Raw genomic sequence first — 13,090 nt, 5'->3', positions numbered from 1 at the left:
TATCGCGGCAGCTTCTTCACGCTCGTCCGCGCTGTGGCAACAGGTGTTGCAGGCCACGATGGCGGGACCATCCTCTACCGGTATCGGTATGGTTTTCTGGTCGTTCGATTGAGGTCATCGTTCGAACACCCGGTCGCTCCATGGCTCGCGGGGCTGCCAGCCACACCGTTCCAGTTCGGGTGTGTCGCATTCCTCGACCGGGTAGCCGATGCACAGCAGCGCGATCAGCGACCAGTGGACGGGCACGTCCAGCATGGCCTTGACGGTGGATGGATCAAGGATCGACACCCAGCCCAGGCCAATGCCGCGCAGCCGCGCAGCCAGCCACAGATTGTGGATCGCCAGCACGCAGGAATAGCGCAGCATTTCGGGCATGGTGGCGATGCCGAGGCCATATCCGGCCTGGGGATGTTCGTCGCAAAACACCGCCATCAGTTCAGGTGCATCGCGCAATCCGTGCAACTTGAGCGACTGGTAGTGCTCATACCGTTCCTGCCCAGCATAGTGCTCGGCCGCATGCGCGTTCTGCTCTTCGACATGGGCGGCAAGCGCATCGCGGATACCGGGCGAGCGCAGGCGCACGAACCGCCAAGGCTGGGCATTGCCGACCGAAGGCGCGAAGGAGGCGGAGGCCAGCATCGCGCGCATGTCCTCTTCGGTCACGGCGCGGCAGTCGAAATGGCGGACATCGCGGCGCCAGCGCAGCAGCTCGTTGAACCGCGCCGCGAACTCGTCATCGAATGTGGCAGGCGCCGAACTCAGAATTCGATCCCTGCTTGCGCCTTCACGCCCGAGCGGAAGGGATGCTTGACCATGGTCATCTCGGTGACGAGGTCGGCCGCCTCGATCAGGGCCTCGGGTGCGTTGCGGCCGGTGACGATGACGTGCTTCATCTCATCACGTGCGGTGAGGACCGCCAGCACTTCGTCGAGCGGCAGATAGTCATAACGCAGAACGATGTTCAGTTCGTCGGCCAGCACCATGTGATAGGCCGGATCGGCGATCATGCGCTTCACCTCGTCCCAGCCGGCACGTGCAGCCGCTATGTCGCCCGTGCGGTCCTGCGTGTTCCATGTGAAGCCATCACCCATCGGCTTGAATTCGACATTGTCGGGAAAGGCGTCGAACACGGTCTTCTCGCCGGTCTTCATCGCCCCTTTGACGAACTGCACCACGCCCACCTTCATGCCGTGGCCGATGGCGCGGATCACCATGCCGAGCGCCGCGCTGGTCTTGCCCTTGCCCTTGCCGGTGTGGACGACCAGCAGGCCTTTTTCTCGGGTCTTGCTGGCCATGATCTTGGCCTGCGCAGTCTGCTTCTTGCGCATCTTTTCAGCGTGGCGGGCGTCGCTGTCTGCCACTTGTACTTCGCTTTCAAGCTCCATCGGTTTGCTCCTTTCGCATGAGATAGACATCCATGATCCAGCCATGGCGTGCGCGGAGATCGGCGCGGCGCGTAGCGATCCGGGGGCCAGCGTCAGCCAGCGCGCCCCGTTCCAGTGCTTCATGCGCCATGCCCAGATAGGCCCCCCACCAGATGGTGATGCCCTGCGGCTCCAGCACCTCAAAAGCGCAACCGCCGTCGAGCATGACGACGATCGTGTGCGCCCCCTTGGGCCAACCATGCTCGCGCAGCATTCGGCCGGTAGTGATCGTGACTGGCCCGGCCAGCGGGTTCAATGGAATGGCATGGGCGGCGGTCAATGCCTGAATGCTGGTGATGCCCGGCACTACCCGGACGGCGATTTCCATACCCCAGCGCTTCAGCCGGCCGGCGATCCGCAGGGTGCTGTCGTAAAGCGAAGGGTCGCCCCAGACGAGCAGTGCCAGCTTGCCGCCGTCAGGCAGATGCTCGGTGACCTGCGCGTTCCACGCATCAGCGATGGCATCATGCCAGGAATTGACCGCCCCCAGATAAGTCCCACTCGCGTCCCGAACCGGCAGGTCGAATTCCACGATCCGCGTCGGCCCCGTCAGCACCCGCGCGCAGATGTCCCGCCGCAGATCGATGAGGTCGGACTTGGCGCTGCCCTTGCGAGGCAGCAGGATCAGGTCGGCATGGTTCATCGCCGCCACGGCCTGCGCGGTCAGGTGATCGGGGTTGCCCGTGCCAATACCGATGAGGTGGAGGTCGATCATCGGACAGGCGCGATCATGTGAAAATAAGTGCCGGTCACATGGCCGCGATGCGATCCGGCTTCGGCAACCGCCGCGCCATCGGCATCGGTCACGTACGCCAGCGGCGGATCGTTTTGCTCGACAATGGTCGAATAGTGGAATTCATGACCACGCAGCCTGGTCCCGGCGGCAAGGCCCGATACCGGCACCAGCAGTTCGGCATGACGATAGCCAAGGTGCATCTTGCGCTGGGCATGGCTGGTGACCAGCCCGAGCAGTCCGGCCATCCTGTGCCGCTCACCGCCCTTGTCGATCAACGCCTCGCCCAGCACCATATAGCCGCCGCATTCGCCATGGACGGGCCGCGTCTCGGCATGGCGGCGCAGGCCGGACAGGAATGTCGCGGCGGCGGCGATGGTCCCGGCGTGCAGTTCGGGGTAGCCGCCGGGCAGCCAGACGAGATCGGCATGGCCGGCGGGTGCTTCATCGGCCAGTGGCGAGAACGGGAGCAACTCCGCACCCGCGCGCCGCCATCCTTCGAGCAGGTGCGGATAGATGAACGAAAAGGCCGCATCGCGGGCCATGGCGATGCGCTGAGCGGGAGGAGCAGGCAGCCTCCCGTCGTCCAGTTTCGGTTCGTCCCCCTTAGCACCGGCGGCACGGCGGACGGCGTCAAGATCGGCATAGGCGCGCAGGAACGCGGCGTAGTCGGCAATCGCGCGATCGAGGTCGGGATGCTCTGCCGCCTGAACCAGCCCCAGATGGCGCTCCGGCAGGGTCAGGTCGCCGTGCCTTGGCAATGCCCCCAGCACCGGGATACCCGCGGCTTCCAGCCCCTTGCGCACCAGCCGTTCATGGCGCGGGCTCGCCACGCGGTTGAGTATAACCCCGGCAAACGGCAAGTCCGGATCGAGGCTCCTGAACCCCAGCGCGGTGGCCGCGGCGGACTGCGCCTGTCCGGACACGTCCAGCACCAGTACGATGGGCCAACCCATCCGGCGGGCCATGTCGGCGCTGGCGCCATTGCCCACGGCACCCTTGCTGGCCACGCCGTCAAACAGCCCCATCGACCCTTCGGCGAGCACCATGTCTGCGCCCGCGGCCTCGTCAGCGATGGCATCGAGCAGGCCGGCATTCATCGCCCAGCTATCGAGATTGAACGATGCCCGGCCACAGGCGGCGCGGTGAAAGGCGGGGTCGATATAGTCCGGTCCGCTCTTGAACGGCTGCACCGCCAGTCCGTCCTCGGTGAGCGCGCGGAGCAGGCCCAGCATCACCGTGGTCTTGCCTGTGCCTGACGCCGGGGCGGCGATCATCAATCCTGAGGTCGAGCTGGGCGCGCTCATTCGGATGCCCCCGCAAAGCGCGAAGCGGCGTCCTGCGGCCGAAAGCGGCGATCATAACCGGGGGCGTAAAGGCTGCTCTCGGCAAAATCCCGCGCCTCCAGCACCCGCCCGACGAGGATCAAGGCGGTGCGCTCCATGCTGTCGGCAACAGCCTGCTCGATGGTTTCGAGCGTAGCGCGGACGATCCGCTGGTCGGGCCAGCTCGCCCTCCACACCACGGCGACGGGGCAATCCGCGCCATAGGCCGGCATCAGGTCCGCCACCACCTGCGCCAGGTTGTGTATCGACAAGTGAATGGCGAGCGTTGCGCCCGTCGCACCAAAATTGGTCAGGCTTTCGGCGGGCGGCATGGTGCTGGCACGGCCCGGCGTACGGGTCAGCACCAGCGATTGCGCCAGTTCGGGAAGGGTCAGTTCCGCCTCCAGCGCGGCGGCGGCGGCGGCAAAGGCCGGGACGCCGGGCGTTATCGTGACGGGAATGTCCATCGCCCGCAGTCGGCGAAGTTGTTCGCCCATCGCCGACCAGACCGACAGGTCGCCTGAATGCAGCCGCGCCACATCGTGCCCGGCCGCATGGGCCGCAGCGATCTCGGCCATGATCTCGTCCAGTCCCATCGGAGCGGTGTTGATGATCCGGGCGCCCGGCGGGCAGTGGTCAAGCACGTCGACCGGGATCAGCGACCCGGCATAAAGGCACACCGGGCTGGCCGCGATCAGGTCGCGCCCGCGCAGGGTCAAAAGGTCGGGCGCGCCGGGGCCGGCGCCGATGAAATGGACGGTCATGTCGGGACTCCTTGGGCAATGGCGCAGGTCGCCATGCGATCTGAGGAGATGCGGCGCGGCGTCAGCAACCGGGCGCCCGCGCCAGCGGCGGCAACGGCGGATGCCTCCGCGACGCTGCCGACGCCGCGCGCTGTCAGACTGGCAACGGAGCGCGTGGCGGTCGGAACGGCGGCCAGGGCCTCGGGCGTCACGCCCGTCAGCGGCAGGCCCAGCGCTTGAGCCAGAGGGGCCAGTGCCGCAACCTTGTCCTGCGCCGTGGCAAGATGAGTGACCGGGGGGTGTCCCTGCCCCGCCAGCGCGAACACTTCACGCAGCGACGACAGGCTGACGCCCGACCGGAAACCGAAGCCCGCGACGATCACAGCGCCACGCTCCATTGCACCACGGGATAGCGCGCGCGCCAGCCGTGTCGGCGTCCAAGCGGCGCGGCATCGGCCAGTTCGATGCGGAGAAGACTGCCGCCCTTTTGGTCGTGCCACCGGGTCAGAAGTGCTTCCGATTCCAGTGTCACTGCGTTGGCGACCAGGCGCGTTCCGCGGGGCAAACGCGCCCACAGTGTTTCCAGCAATGCGTCCGACAATCCGCCGCCGATGAACACAGCGTCGGGTAACGGCCCCGATGGCAAGTCATCCGGCGCGGTCCCGATGAGGATATCCAGACGATCAACGCCCAGCGCGGCGGCGTTGGCACGCGCACGCTCGGCACGCACCGGATCGGCCTCTATCGCGCAGGCCCGGTTGGCAGAGTGGGCCAGACCCCATTCGATCCCTATCGATCCTGACCCTGCACCGATATCCCACAGCAGTTCGCCGGGACGTGGAGCCAGCGCCGATAGCGTGATGGCGCGGACCGGGCTCTTGGTGATCTGCCCGTCGGATGCGAACCATTCGTCCGGACGGCCCACGGTCAGGGGCAACGATGCACCGTGCCCGGCACAATCAATCCCCACCGCAACCGGATGGGCAATGTCGGTGAAGGACAGTGCATCGGCGGTCACGCAGCGCATCCGTTCGCGTAGACCGCCCAGCGCTTCCATTACATGAAGCACCGAGGGACCGAACCCCTGTCGCGTCAGATATTGGGCGAGCGCGGCTACCGCCTCGCCATCACGCAGCAGTGCCAGCACACACCGGCCCGGCGCAAGATGGGGCCTAAGCCGCTCCACTGGCGCGGCATGCAGGCCGAGGCAGGCTACATCCTGAAGCGGCCAGCCCAACCGCGCGGCAGCCAGCGTGAAGGTTGACGGCGCCGCATGGGCCACCCATTCGTCCGGATCGAGAAGGCGCGTAATGCTGGTCCCCGCGCCAAACCAGAACGGATCGCCAGACGCCAACACCACCACGCGCCGCCCGCGATGCGCGATCAGGTGGGCGAGCCCTTCGGCAAAGGGCACTGGCCATTCGATCGCGGGGCAGTTAATCGCGGGCAGCAGCGAGAGGTGCCGAGCCGATCCCATGACCAGTTCGGCCCGCGCCAGCGCCGCCCGGCTCGCGGCGGAAAGGCCCTCTGGCCCGTCCTCGCCGATGCCGATAATCGTCAACCATGTCAGGGGAGCCGTATCAGCCATGCGACATGTCCTCCTGCTGGGCGGCACGACCGAGGCGAGCATGCTCGCCCGCCTGCTGGCGGCGCACAGCATCGCGACTACCTTCAGCTATGCCGGACGGACGGAAAATCCCCGTCCCCAGCCGGTACCGGTGCGCGTCGGCGGATTCGGCGGGGTTGCCGGGCTGGCGGATTATCTGCGTGCCCATCGCGTGACCCATCTGGTGGACGCGACCCACCCCTTCGCCGCAACGATGAGCAGCCATGCGATAGAGGCGGCGCGACTGGCGGGCGTAGCCCATATCGCGCTGACCCGCCCGGCCTGGAAACCGGTCGCCGGGGATCGCTGGACCCGTGTTGCCGATATCGACAGCGCGGTCGCCGCTCTGGCAGGGCCCGCCCGCCGGGTCATGCTGGCGCTGGGACGGATGCATGTGGAAGCCTTCGCCGCCCAGCCGCAGCACCACTATCTGCTGCGTTTCGTCGATGCGTCCGAACAGCCGCCTTCCCTGCCCCATCACAGCCTGATCGTGGATCGCGGACCATTCACCGCCGCGGGCGACAGCCAACTGATGCAGATCCACGCCATCGATCTGGTGGTGTGCAAGAACGCTGGCGGAAACGGTGCCGATGCCAAGCTGATCGCCGCGCGGAATCTTGGCCTGTCGATCCTGATGATCGATCGTCCCGCCATTCCCGATCGGGCCGAGATCTTTCACCCGGAGGATGTGCTCGCGTGGCTCGGTCATGACGCCAGGCACGGTGCCGAACGCGGCGTGTAGAGGATCGGGCCAGCCGCCCGTTCGATGATCCGGGTAAGGCTCGATCCGACGATCACCATGGTCCGCATATCGGCCATGTCTGCGCAGGCCTGACCAAGGGGCACGAACCGCAATTGCTCGTCCGGCGTTGATACGGCGCGGGCGAACAGAACCGGGCGTTCCGGACCGCAGACCTCGCGCAGTAGTTCCAGCACGCGCGCGAAACCTTCGGACCGCGTCCTGGACCTCGGGTTGTAGAAGGCCATGGCAAAGTCCGCCTCCGCCGCCAGTCGCAACCGCCTTTCGATCAGGGACCACGGTTTGAGATTGTCCGACAGGTTGATCGCGCAAAAATCATGGCCCAGCGGCGCCCCGGCCCGCGCGCTGGCGGCCAGCATGGCGGTGATCCCGGGCAGAACCCTTATGTCGAGATCGCGCCAGCGGGCCGGGCCAGCCTCCAGCGCCTCGAATATGGCGGCGGCCATCGCGAAAACGCCGGGATCTCCGGAGGATACCACGACCACCCGCCGTCCCTGCGCCGCCAGTTCCAGCGCATGTGCGGCGCGATCCAGCTCCACCCGGTTGTCGGAAGGGTGGAGAGTTAATCCCGCGCGCGAGCCAACACGGGCGACATAGGGAATATAACCGATGACATCGCTCGCCTCGTTCAGAGCGGCGTTGACCTCGGGCGTTATCAGCGCCTCGCTGCCTGGTCCCAAACCGGCGACGGTAAGCCAGCCGCCATCCTCTCCGCCGATCATGGTCTGCGCCCCTGGCCGTGGATCAGCAGGATGGAGAAATAGGGCGTGACGCTCTCCGCCTCGGCCAGCCGAGTTACGCGCTGGCCCGGCATGGCGGCATATTCGACTAGCCATGCCGCATCTTCGCGCCCGGCCGCTACCACCGCCCGGCGCAATTTGGGCAGGTTACGCCCGATCTTCATCACTACCAGCGCGTCGGTATCGCGAATACGCCGGGCCAGTTCGTCCTCAGGCAGGGTGGCCATCGCCACGGTCAGCACGTCATCTCCCCAGGTGATAGGAAGACCGGTCGCGTTCCACGCCCCGGCCATGCCCGTAATGCCGGGGACCACATTGATCGGCACGACGCCCGACAACCGGGCATGGAGGTGCATGAACGAGCCGTAGAAAAACGGGTCGCCCTCGCACAGCACGACAACATCCTCGCCCGCCTGCGCCAGCGCGACCAATCGTTTGGTGCATTCAGCGTAGAATGCTGAAAGACGGGCGTTGTAACGGGGATCGCGTACCGGGACCTCGGTCGTCACCGGATATTCCATCGGGATTTCGATCACGTCGGCACGCAGCATGCCATCGGCAATCCGCCGTGCCTGTCCCGGTCGCCCGGCCTTGCGGAAATAGGCGACATGCCGGGCGCCGCGCACCAGCCGGTCGGCGCGCACGCTCAAAAGATCGGGGGCCCCGGGGCCAAGCCCGACGCCATGGATCGTGCCGCAAGACACCGGCGCGGTCATTCGGTGCGGCTCGCCAGAGCGTTGAGCGCGGCCACCGTAATCGCACTGCCGCCCAACCGCCCCTCGACGATGCAGCAGGGCACCGGCAGCGCGGCCCACAGCGCGGCCTTGGATTCGGCCGCCCCGACGAAGCCCACCGGACAGCCGATGATTACCGCAGGGCGCGGGCAATGGGGATCCTCAAGCATATCGAGCAGATGGAAGAGCGCTGTCGGCGCGTTGCCGATAGCAACCACGGCCCCGGCCAGATGCGGCCGCCACAGTTCCAGCGCGGCGGCGGAACGAGTGTTTCCTATCGTCCGCGCCATGTCCGGCACCTGGGGGTCGCCCAAAGTGCAGATTATCGGATTTGCGGCGGACAGGCGCGCGCGCGTGACCCCTTCCGACACCATTCGGGCATCGCAAAGGATCGGGGCGCCATCGGAGAGCGCCACACGCGCAAGCGTCGCGAAACCGGCCGAGAAGCGGATATGCTCTGCCAGTTCCACCATCCCGGCGGCATGGATCATCCGCACCGCCACCGGCTCCTCGTTAGCCGAAAAGCGCAGCAGATCGGCTTCGGCACGGATCGTGGCGAACGACTGGCGATAAATGGCTGCGCCATCAGTTTCATAGACATGGGGCATCAGGCGGCTCCGAAATGGGCGAGAAGCTCGGCTGGGCTGAGCGCGGAGCAAACGGCATGCGCACCAGCGGGCGCGTTCCGGGAAAGATCGAACAGGCCATCCCGGCCGGTCAGCGTGACATCGGCCGCGCGCAGGCGGGCACAGCCCTTTGCGCAGCCCGAAACATGGAGCCGTCCGTCGATATGCGGGGCAAGGCGCCGGGCGAGATCGCGGGTTTCGACCGAGGCTTGGGGGCAGCCCGGCGCGCCGGGGCAGGCATCGACATGCAGCAGCGGATCGGCGGGATCGCTGAGCAACCCCTCGGCGCTCACGGGGGGCGCACCTTCCAGCAACAGTACGCGCCAGGGCGTGATCCGAGCAGCCTTGGCTGACGATGTTTCGATGATCTCGACCAGTACCCGCGCTTCTACCCGGCCGAACGGCAGACCATGGGCCATGCCCAGATCATGCCGACCCGGCGAGATGCAGGCAGCGGACGGCGCGGGCAAAATGTCGCCCTCGAACAAATCGGGCAGGTCAATCTCGTGCCGGGACATACGCCCCGCATCCGCGCCGCCACTAGCCGCGAACCAGTGTGCGAGCGCGATCAAGGCTTCCACTTCCTTGCCTGCCTCGATCGCAGCACCGGCGCGGCGGCCATCGGCCCGCAAGATCAGGCCGCCATCTTCGCACCGCTCCACCCGAAAATCGCCCGCCTCATCGCGCAGGACGCAAGCCTGACCAGCATCGATGACAAACCCCGCCTTGCCCGGCAGATCGGGCAACTCACCCAGCCGGGTCAGCAACTCGCCCGCAATGCGGTGGGTGTCATCTCCAACCCGCCAGTCCGGCGCGACCAGAATGTTGCGTCGCTTTTCGATGGCGGGGTTGGCATCCAGCAGATCCAGCGCCAGCAATCGGTCGAGCAGCGATCGCCAGCCGTTTTCACGCACTCCCCGAATCTGGAGATTGGCTCGGCTCGTCATGTCGATCAGGCCATTGCCATGCGCCATGGCTGTGTCGCACAGGCCCAGTACCTGCTCGCGCGTCAGGCGGCCAAGCCGTGGTTTGACCCGGACCAACAGGCCATCGCCCGCCATCATCGGGTGCCAGGCATCGGGACACCACCCTCTTACCGTAGCGCCGTTCATGCCCCGTCACCCATAGGCAGACTGGCGAGGATGGAATTGCGCCGGGTCTGCCAGAGCCCAGCGGCATGGAGCGCGGCGAAGCGGGCCTCCATCGCTGCCAGCGCAGCCGGATTCTCGCGCTCCAGAAAGGCGCGAACATCGGCACGCCCCAGCGTCGCATCATGATAGAGGTCGAACAGATGCGGCGGTATGCTGCCCGAAAGGTGCGCAAAGGCGCCCATATGGTCCAGCGTCGCGGCCAGCTCCGCGCCCCCGCGAAAACCATGGCGCATCATGCCCGCGACCCAGCCGGGATGGGCGGCGCGTGCGCGGACGACGCGGGCGATTTCTTCGGTCAGGGTACGCGCCATCGGGCGGGCCAGGTCGCGATTGTCGAGGTGATAGAGCGCTGCCGTCCCGCCCGAGAGCGCCTTGGCAGCGGCAAAGCCCGCCTCGTGCGCGGCATAGTCGGCGGCGAGCAGCAGGTCGGTTTCGGGCAAGTCCTGAAGATGGACAAAGGCGTCGGCCCCGTCCACGCGCCGGCGCAGACCCTCCGGGTCGGCAATGCCCCCCGTCGCATCGGAGGCCGCGTCGAACGCATGGTCCGATGCCGTCAGCCACGCCTCGCCTGCAGCGCGCCGGGCCGCATCGGTATAGACCTCAGCCGCATAGCCAAGACCCAGGCCGTAACTGCCCGGTGCCGGGCCATAGACGCGCGGGGCGGCCGACTGCCCCGCAAACGGGTTCCAGTCGGCCGGTTCGTCCCGTTCACATAACGCGCGCACCGCCTGTCCGAACAGCATGGGCAACGTGGGGAAGGCATCGCGGAACAGGCCGGAAACACGCAAAGTCACGTCGATACGTGGCCGGTCGAGCAGCGCAAGCGGCAGGATTTCGATGCCCGTCACCCGTTCGGATGCCATGTCCCACAGCGGTTTCGCGCCCAGGAGGTGCAGCGCCATGGCGAACTCCTCGCCCGCCGTGCGCATGGTGGCCGATCCCCAGAGATCGACCACAAGCCCGCGCGGATAGTTGCCATGATCCTGCAGGTGTCGGCGGATAAGTTCTTCCGCCAGTGTGACCCCTTGCGCGTAAGCGGCGCGCGACGGCACCGCTCGCGGGTCTATGGCATAGAGGTTGCGCCCTGTCGGCAACACGTCGCTGCGGCCGCGAAACGGCGAACCGGAAGGTCCGGGGGCTACACGCCGTCCGTCCAGCGCCGCCAGCAATCCGGCCCGCTCTGCCGCGCCCTGATCGCCCCGGCCAAAGACATGCAGGCCGTCACCGAACTGGCTCGCCTTCACATCGCAAACAAAACGGTCGATCCGGGTGATCGCCTCGACCAGCGTGGCCGCGCCGTCAAGGCCCAGTTCGGACTCCAGCCCCAGTGTTTGCGCTTCCTCGCGAATGGTCTCTTGCAACCGGTCGCGGCGGGCGGGGTCCAGCCCGTCGGCATTGGAGAATTCATCCAGCAGCGCCTCGATCCGGGTCAACCCCGCACCGCCTTCGCTTTGCACCAATGGCGGCGGAACGTGCCCGATGGTGACGGCGCCGATGCGGCGCTTGGCCTGCGCGGCCTCTCCGGGATCGTTGACGATGAACGGATAGATCACCGGCATCGCGCCGGTCAGCGCTTCGGGCCAGCAAGCGCCGGAAAGGGCTACCGACTTGCCCGGCAGCCACTCCAGGGTGCCGTGCGCGCCGACATGGACCAATGCGTCCACACCCCTTGCGCGGAGCCAGAGGTAGAAGGCGACGTAGCCATGTCGCGGACAGCGGGAGAGATCGTGATAGTCCCCGTCGCGGCTGGTCCTGTCGCCACGTTCGGGCTGCAGGGCCACCAGCGTATTGCCGACAGCGATAGCGGCAAAACGGAAAGCGCCATCGACGACCGTCACGTCGGCGTCCGGCTCGCCCCACGAGGCGGAAAGATCGGCGCGCAAGGCGTCGGGCAATGCCTCCAAAGCCTTGCGATACTCGACCAGCGGCCATTGCAGATGCTCACTCTCAAGGCGCATCGTCAGATCGGTCTGATCATCCGTGGCATATCCTGCTTGCGCGAGGTCGGTCAGGATCGCCTCGACGGAGGCGAGCGTATCCAGCCCTACGGCGTGGGCCATCTGGTATGCCTTGCCGGGATAAGTCGACAGGACCAGAGCGATGCGCCGCTTGGCAACCGGTCTTTGGGCGAGCGCGGCCCAACCAGTCACCCGCGCGGCTATCGCTTCGATTCGGTCGGGATCGGCGCGATGGACGTTGCGGGCAAATTCAAGGGCGGGATCGCGCGTCCCCGCTTCCTTGAAACTGGCGACGCCCGCAAAGACCCGGCCGTCAATTTCGGGCAGCACCACGTGCATGGCGAGGTCTGCCGGGGAAAGCCCGCGCGATGCCGCAACCCAGGCCGCGCGGCCGGACGTAGCCAGCGCCAGTTGAAACACCGGAACGCCCGCGCCATCGAGTGGGGTATCGCCGTCCTCGCCGCGTGCGGAAAAGGCCGTGGCATTGACGATCGCCGTAGGGCCAAGGCCGCGCACCCAATGGTCCACCTGATCGCGTATCTGCGGGGCTTTCAGCGATGGCACGAAGATCGACAGCGCATCAAAGCCGCGCCGGTCGAACGCGGCATGGAGGGCAGCAAATGGGTCCAGATCTTGGGCGGTCAGGTAAGACCGATAGAATATGATCAGGACCAGCGGCCGTCCGGTATTGCGCGCGAAGGCATCGGGATCGACCACGCCATGGTCGGGATGCCAGCCACCCGCCGCAGGCAGCGGCTTGCAACCTTGGGCAGGCGTATCGGTCAGCCCTGCCAGCCGTGCCAGTTCGGCAAGCGCCGCCTGCGCCGCCCCTGCGCCTCCCGCATCACACAGCCGCGCAAGTTCTCGTAACGCAGGCACGGGGACGGTCGAAACCGCATCCAGCCGCGCGTCCTCCCAGCCGTCGCCGGGCAGCACGGCCAGCGCGATGGCGTGTGATCGGGCCAGAGCCTCAACCTGTTGCAGCCCGTAACTCCAATAGGGCGTACCGCCGATGAGCCGGATCAGGATCGCCTTCGCGCCGGACAGCGTCCGCTCGACATAAGTGTCAACCGATAGCGGATGCATAAGCGCCGCCAGATTGGCGATCCTCAGGGATGGAAATGCCGCATCGGCCGCGCGGGCCTGATGCCATGCCGCCGCAAATGCCCCGAGGTCGCTGTCCGAAAAGGACAGGACCACCAGATCCGCAGGCTCTTGCCCCAGATCCTGCGGGACGGCCGTTTCCTCCATCCCGTGGGTTTCGCGGAAGATGACATGCATGGCGCGCGC

General features: G+C 66.8%; 13 protein-coding genes. 1 reads left to right on the top strand and 12 read right to left on the bottom strand.

The genetic code is table 11. The features are described 5' to 3' along the window. Positions 1-114: 114 nt before the first annotated feature. From bluB to cbiE, 7 genes are read right to left on the bottom strand one after another with little or no spacing between them, the layout of a single operon-like run. A complete protein-coding gene (gene bluB, locus IEX32_RS03715; RefSeq protein ID WP_188768572.1) occupies positions 115-762 on the bottom strand; it encodes a 5,6-dimethylbenzimidazole synthase in 648 nt (215 codons plus the stop codon). Beyond that, positions 759-1,385, bottom strand: coding sequence for a cob(I)yrinic acid a,c-diamide adenosyltransferase (gene cobO / locus IEX32_RS03710; protein WP_188768514.1), 627 nt, complete (start codon positions 1,383-1,385; stop codon positions 759-761). Before cobO ends, bluB begins: the two co-directional genes overlap by 4 nt. Beyond that, positions 1,375-2,139, bottom strand: coding sequence for a precorrin-6A synthase (deacetylating) (gene cobF, locus IEX32_RS03705; RefSeq protein ID WP_188768513.1), 765 nt, complete (start codon positions 2,137-2,139; stop codon positions 1,375-1,377). Before cobF ends, cobO begins: the two co-directional genes overlap by 11 nt. Further along, positions 2,136-3,464 carry a cobyrinic acid a,c-diamide synthase CobB gene (locus IEX32_RS03700; RefSeq protein ID WP_188768512.1) on the bottom strand — a complete coding sequence of 443 codons (1,329 nt, stop codon included), beginning with the start codon at positions 3,462-3,464 and terminating at the stop codon, positions 2,136-2,138. The genes cobF and IEX32_RS03700 overlap by 4 nt, the downstream gene beginning before the upstream one ends. Beyond that, positions 3,461-4,246: a precorrin-4 C(11)-methyltransferase gene (gene cobM, locus IEX32_RS03695; RefSeq protein WP_188768511.1), complete on the bottom strand. Its 786-nt coding sequence runs from the start codon at positions 4,244-4,246 to the stop codon at positions 3,461-3,463. Before cobM ends, IEX32_RS03700 begins: the two co-directional genes overlap by 4 nt. Continuing rightward, complete coding sequence (locus tag IEX32_RS03690) at positions 4,243-4,623, bottom strand: cobalamin biosynthesis protein (protein WP_229735866.1); 381 nt, start codon at positions 4,621-4,623, stop codon at positions 4,243-4,245. The genes cobM and IEX32_RS03690 overlap by 4 nt, the downstream gene beginning before the upstream one ends. Then, positions 4,605-5,813: a precorrin-6y C5,15-methyltransferase (decarboxylating) subunit CbiE gene (gene cbiE, locus IEX32_RS03685; protein WP_188768510.1), complete on the bottom strand. Its 1,209-nt coding sequence runs from the start codon at positions 5,811-5,813 to the stop codon at positions 4,605-4,607. The genes IEX32_RS03690 and cbiE overlap by 19 nt, the downstream gene beginning before the upstream one ends. On the opposite strand from cbiE, the gene IEX32_RS03680 reads away from it, so the two are divergent. Continuing rightward, complete coding sequence (locus IEX32_RS03680; protein ID WP_188768509.1) at positions 5,812-6,573, top strand: cobalt-precorrin-6A reductase; 762 nt, start codon at positions 5,812-5,814, stop codon at positions 6,571-6,573. The genes cbiE and IEX32_RS03680 overlap by 2 nt on opposite strands. Here IEX32_RS03680 and cobJ read toward each other — a convergent pair. The 5 genes from cobJ to cobN are packed head-to-tail and all read right to left on the bottom strand — an operon-like array spanning position 6,537 to position 13,081. After that, a complete protein-coding gene (cobJ, locus tag IEX32_RS03675; RefSeq protein ID WP_188768508.1) occupies positions 6,537-7,313 on the bottom strand; it encodes a precorrin-3B C(17)-methyltransferase in 777 nt (258 codons plus the stop codon). The genes IEX32_RS03680 and cobJ overlap by 37 nt on opposite strands. Further along, complete coding sequence (gene cobI, locus IEX32_RS03670) at positions 7,310-8,047, bottom strand: precorrin-2 C(20)-methyltransferase (protein WP_188768506.1); 738 nt, start codon at positions 8,045-8,047, stop codon at positions 7,310-7,312. The genes cobJ and cobI overlap by 4 nt, the downstream gene beginning before the upstream one ends. Next, the gene (locus IEX32_RS03665; RefSeq protein WP_188768504.1) at positions 8,044-8,673 is read right to left on the bottom strand and encodes a precorrin-8X methylmutase; all 630 of its coding nucleotides are present in this window, start codon (positions 8,671-8,673) and stop codon (positions 8,044-8,046) included. The genes cobI and IEX32_RS03665 overlap by 4 nt, the downstream gene beginning before the upstream one ends. Further along, the gene (gene cobG / locus IEX32_RS03660) at positions 8,673-9,803 is read right to left on the bottom strand and encodes a precorrin-3B synthase (RefSeq protein ID WP_188768503.1); all 1,131 of its coding nucleotides are present in this window, start codon (positions 9,801-9,803) and stop codon (positions 8,673-8,675) included. The genes IEX32_RS03665 and cobG overlap by 1 nt, the downstream gene beginning before the upstream one ends. Beyond that, positions 9,800-13,081: a cobaltochelatase subunit CobN gene (gene cobN, locus IEX32_RS03655; protein WP_188768501.1), complete on the bottom strand. Its 3,282-nt coding sequence runs from the start codon at positions 13,079-13,081 to the stop codon at positions 9,800-9,802. Before cobN ends, cobG begins: the two co-directional genes overlap by 4 nt. Between the last annotated feature and the right edge of the window lie 9 nt (positions 13,082-13,090).

Source organism: Novosphingobium endophyticum, from assembly GCF_014640675.1.
In the GTDB taxonomy this organism is placed as follows: domain Bacteria; phylum Pseudomonadota; class Alphaproteobacteria; order Sphingomonadales; family Sphingomonadaceae; genus Novosphingobium; species Novosphingobium endophyticum.
Note: the sequence above shows the minus strand (reverse complement) of the source record. Positions and strands in the feature narration are given on the sequence as shown.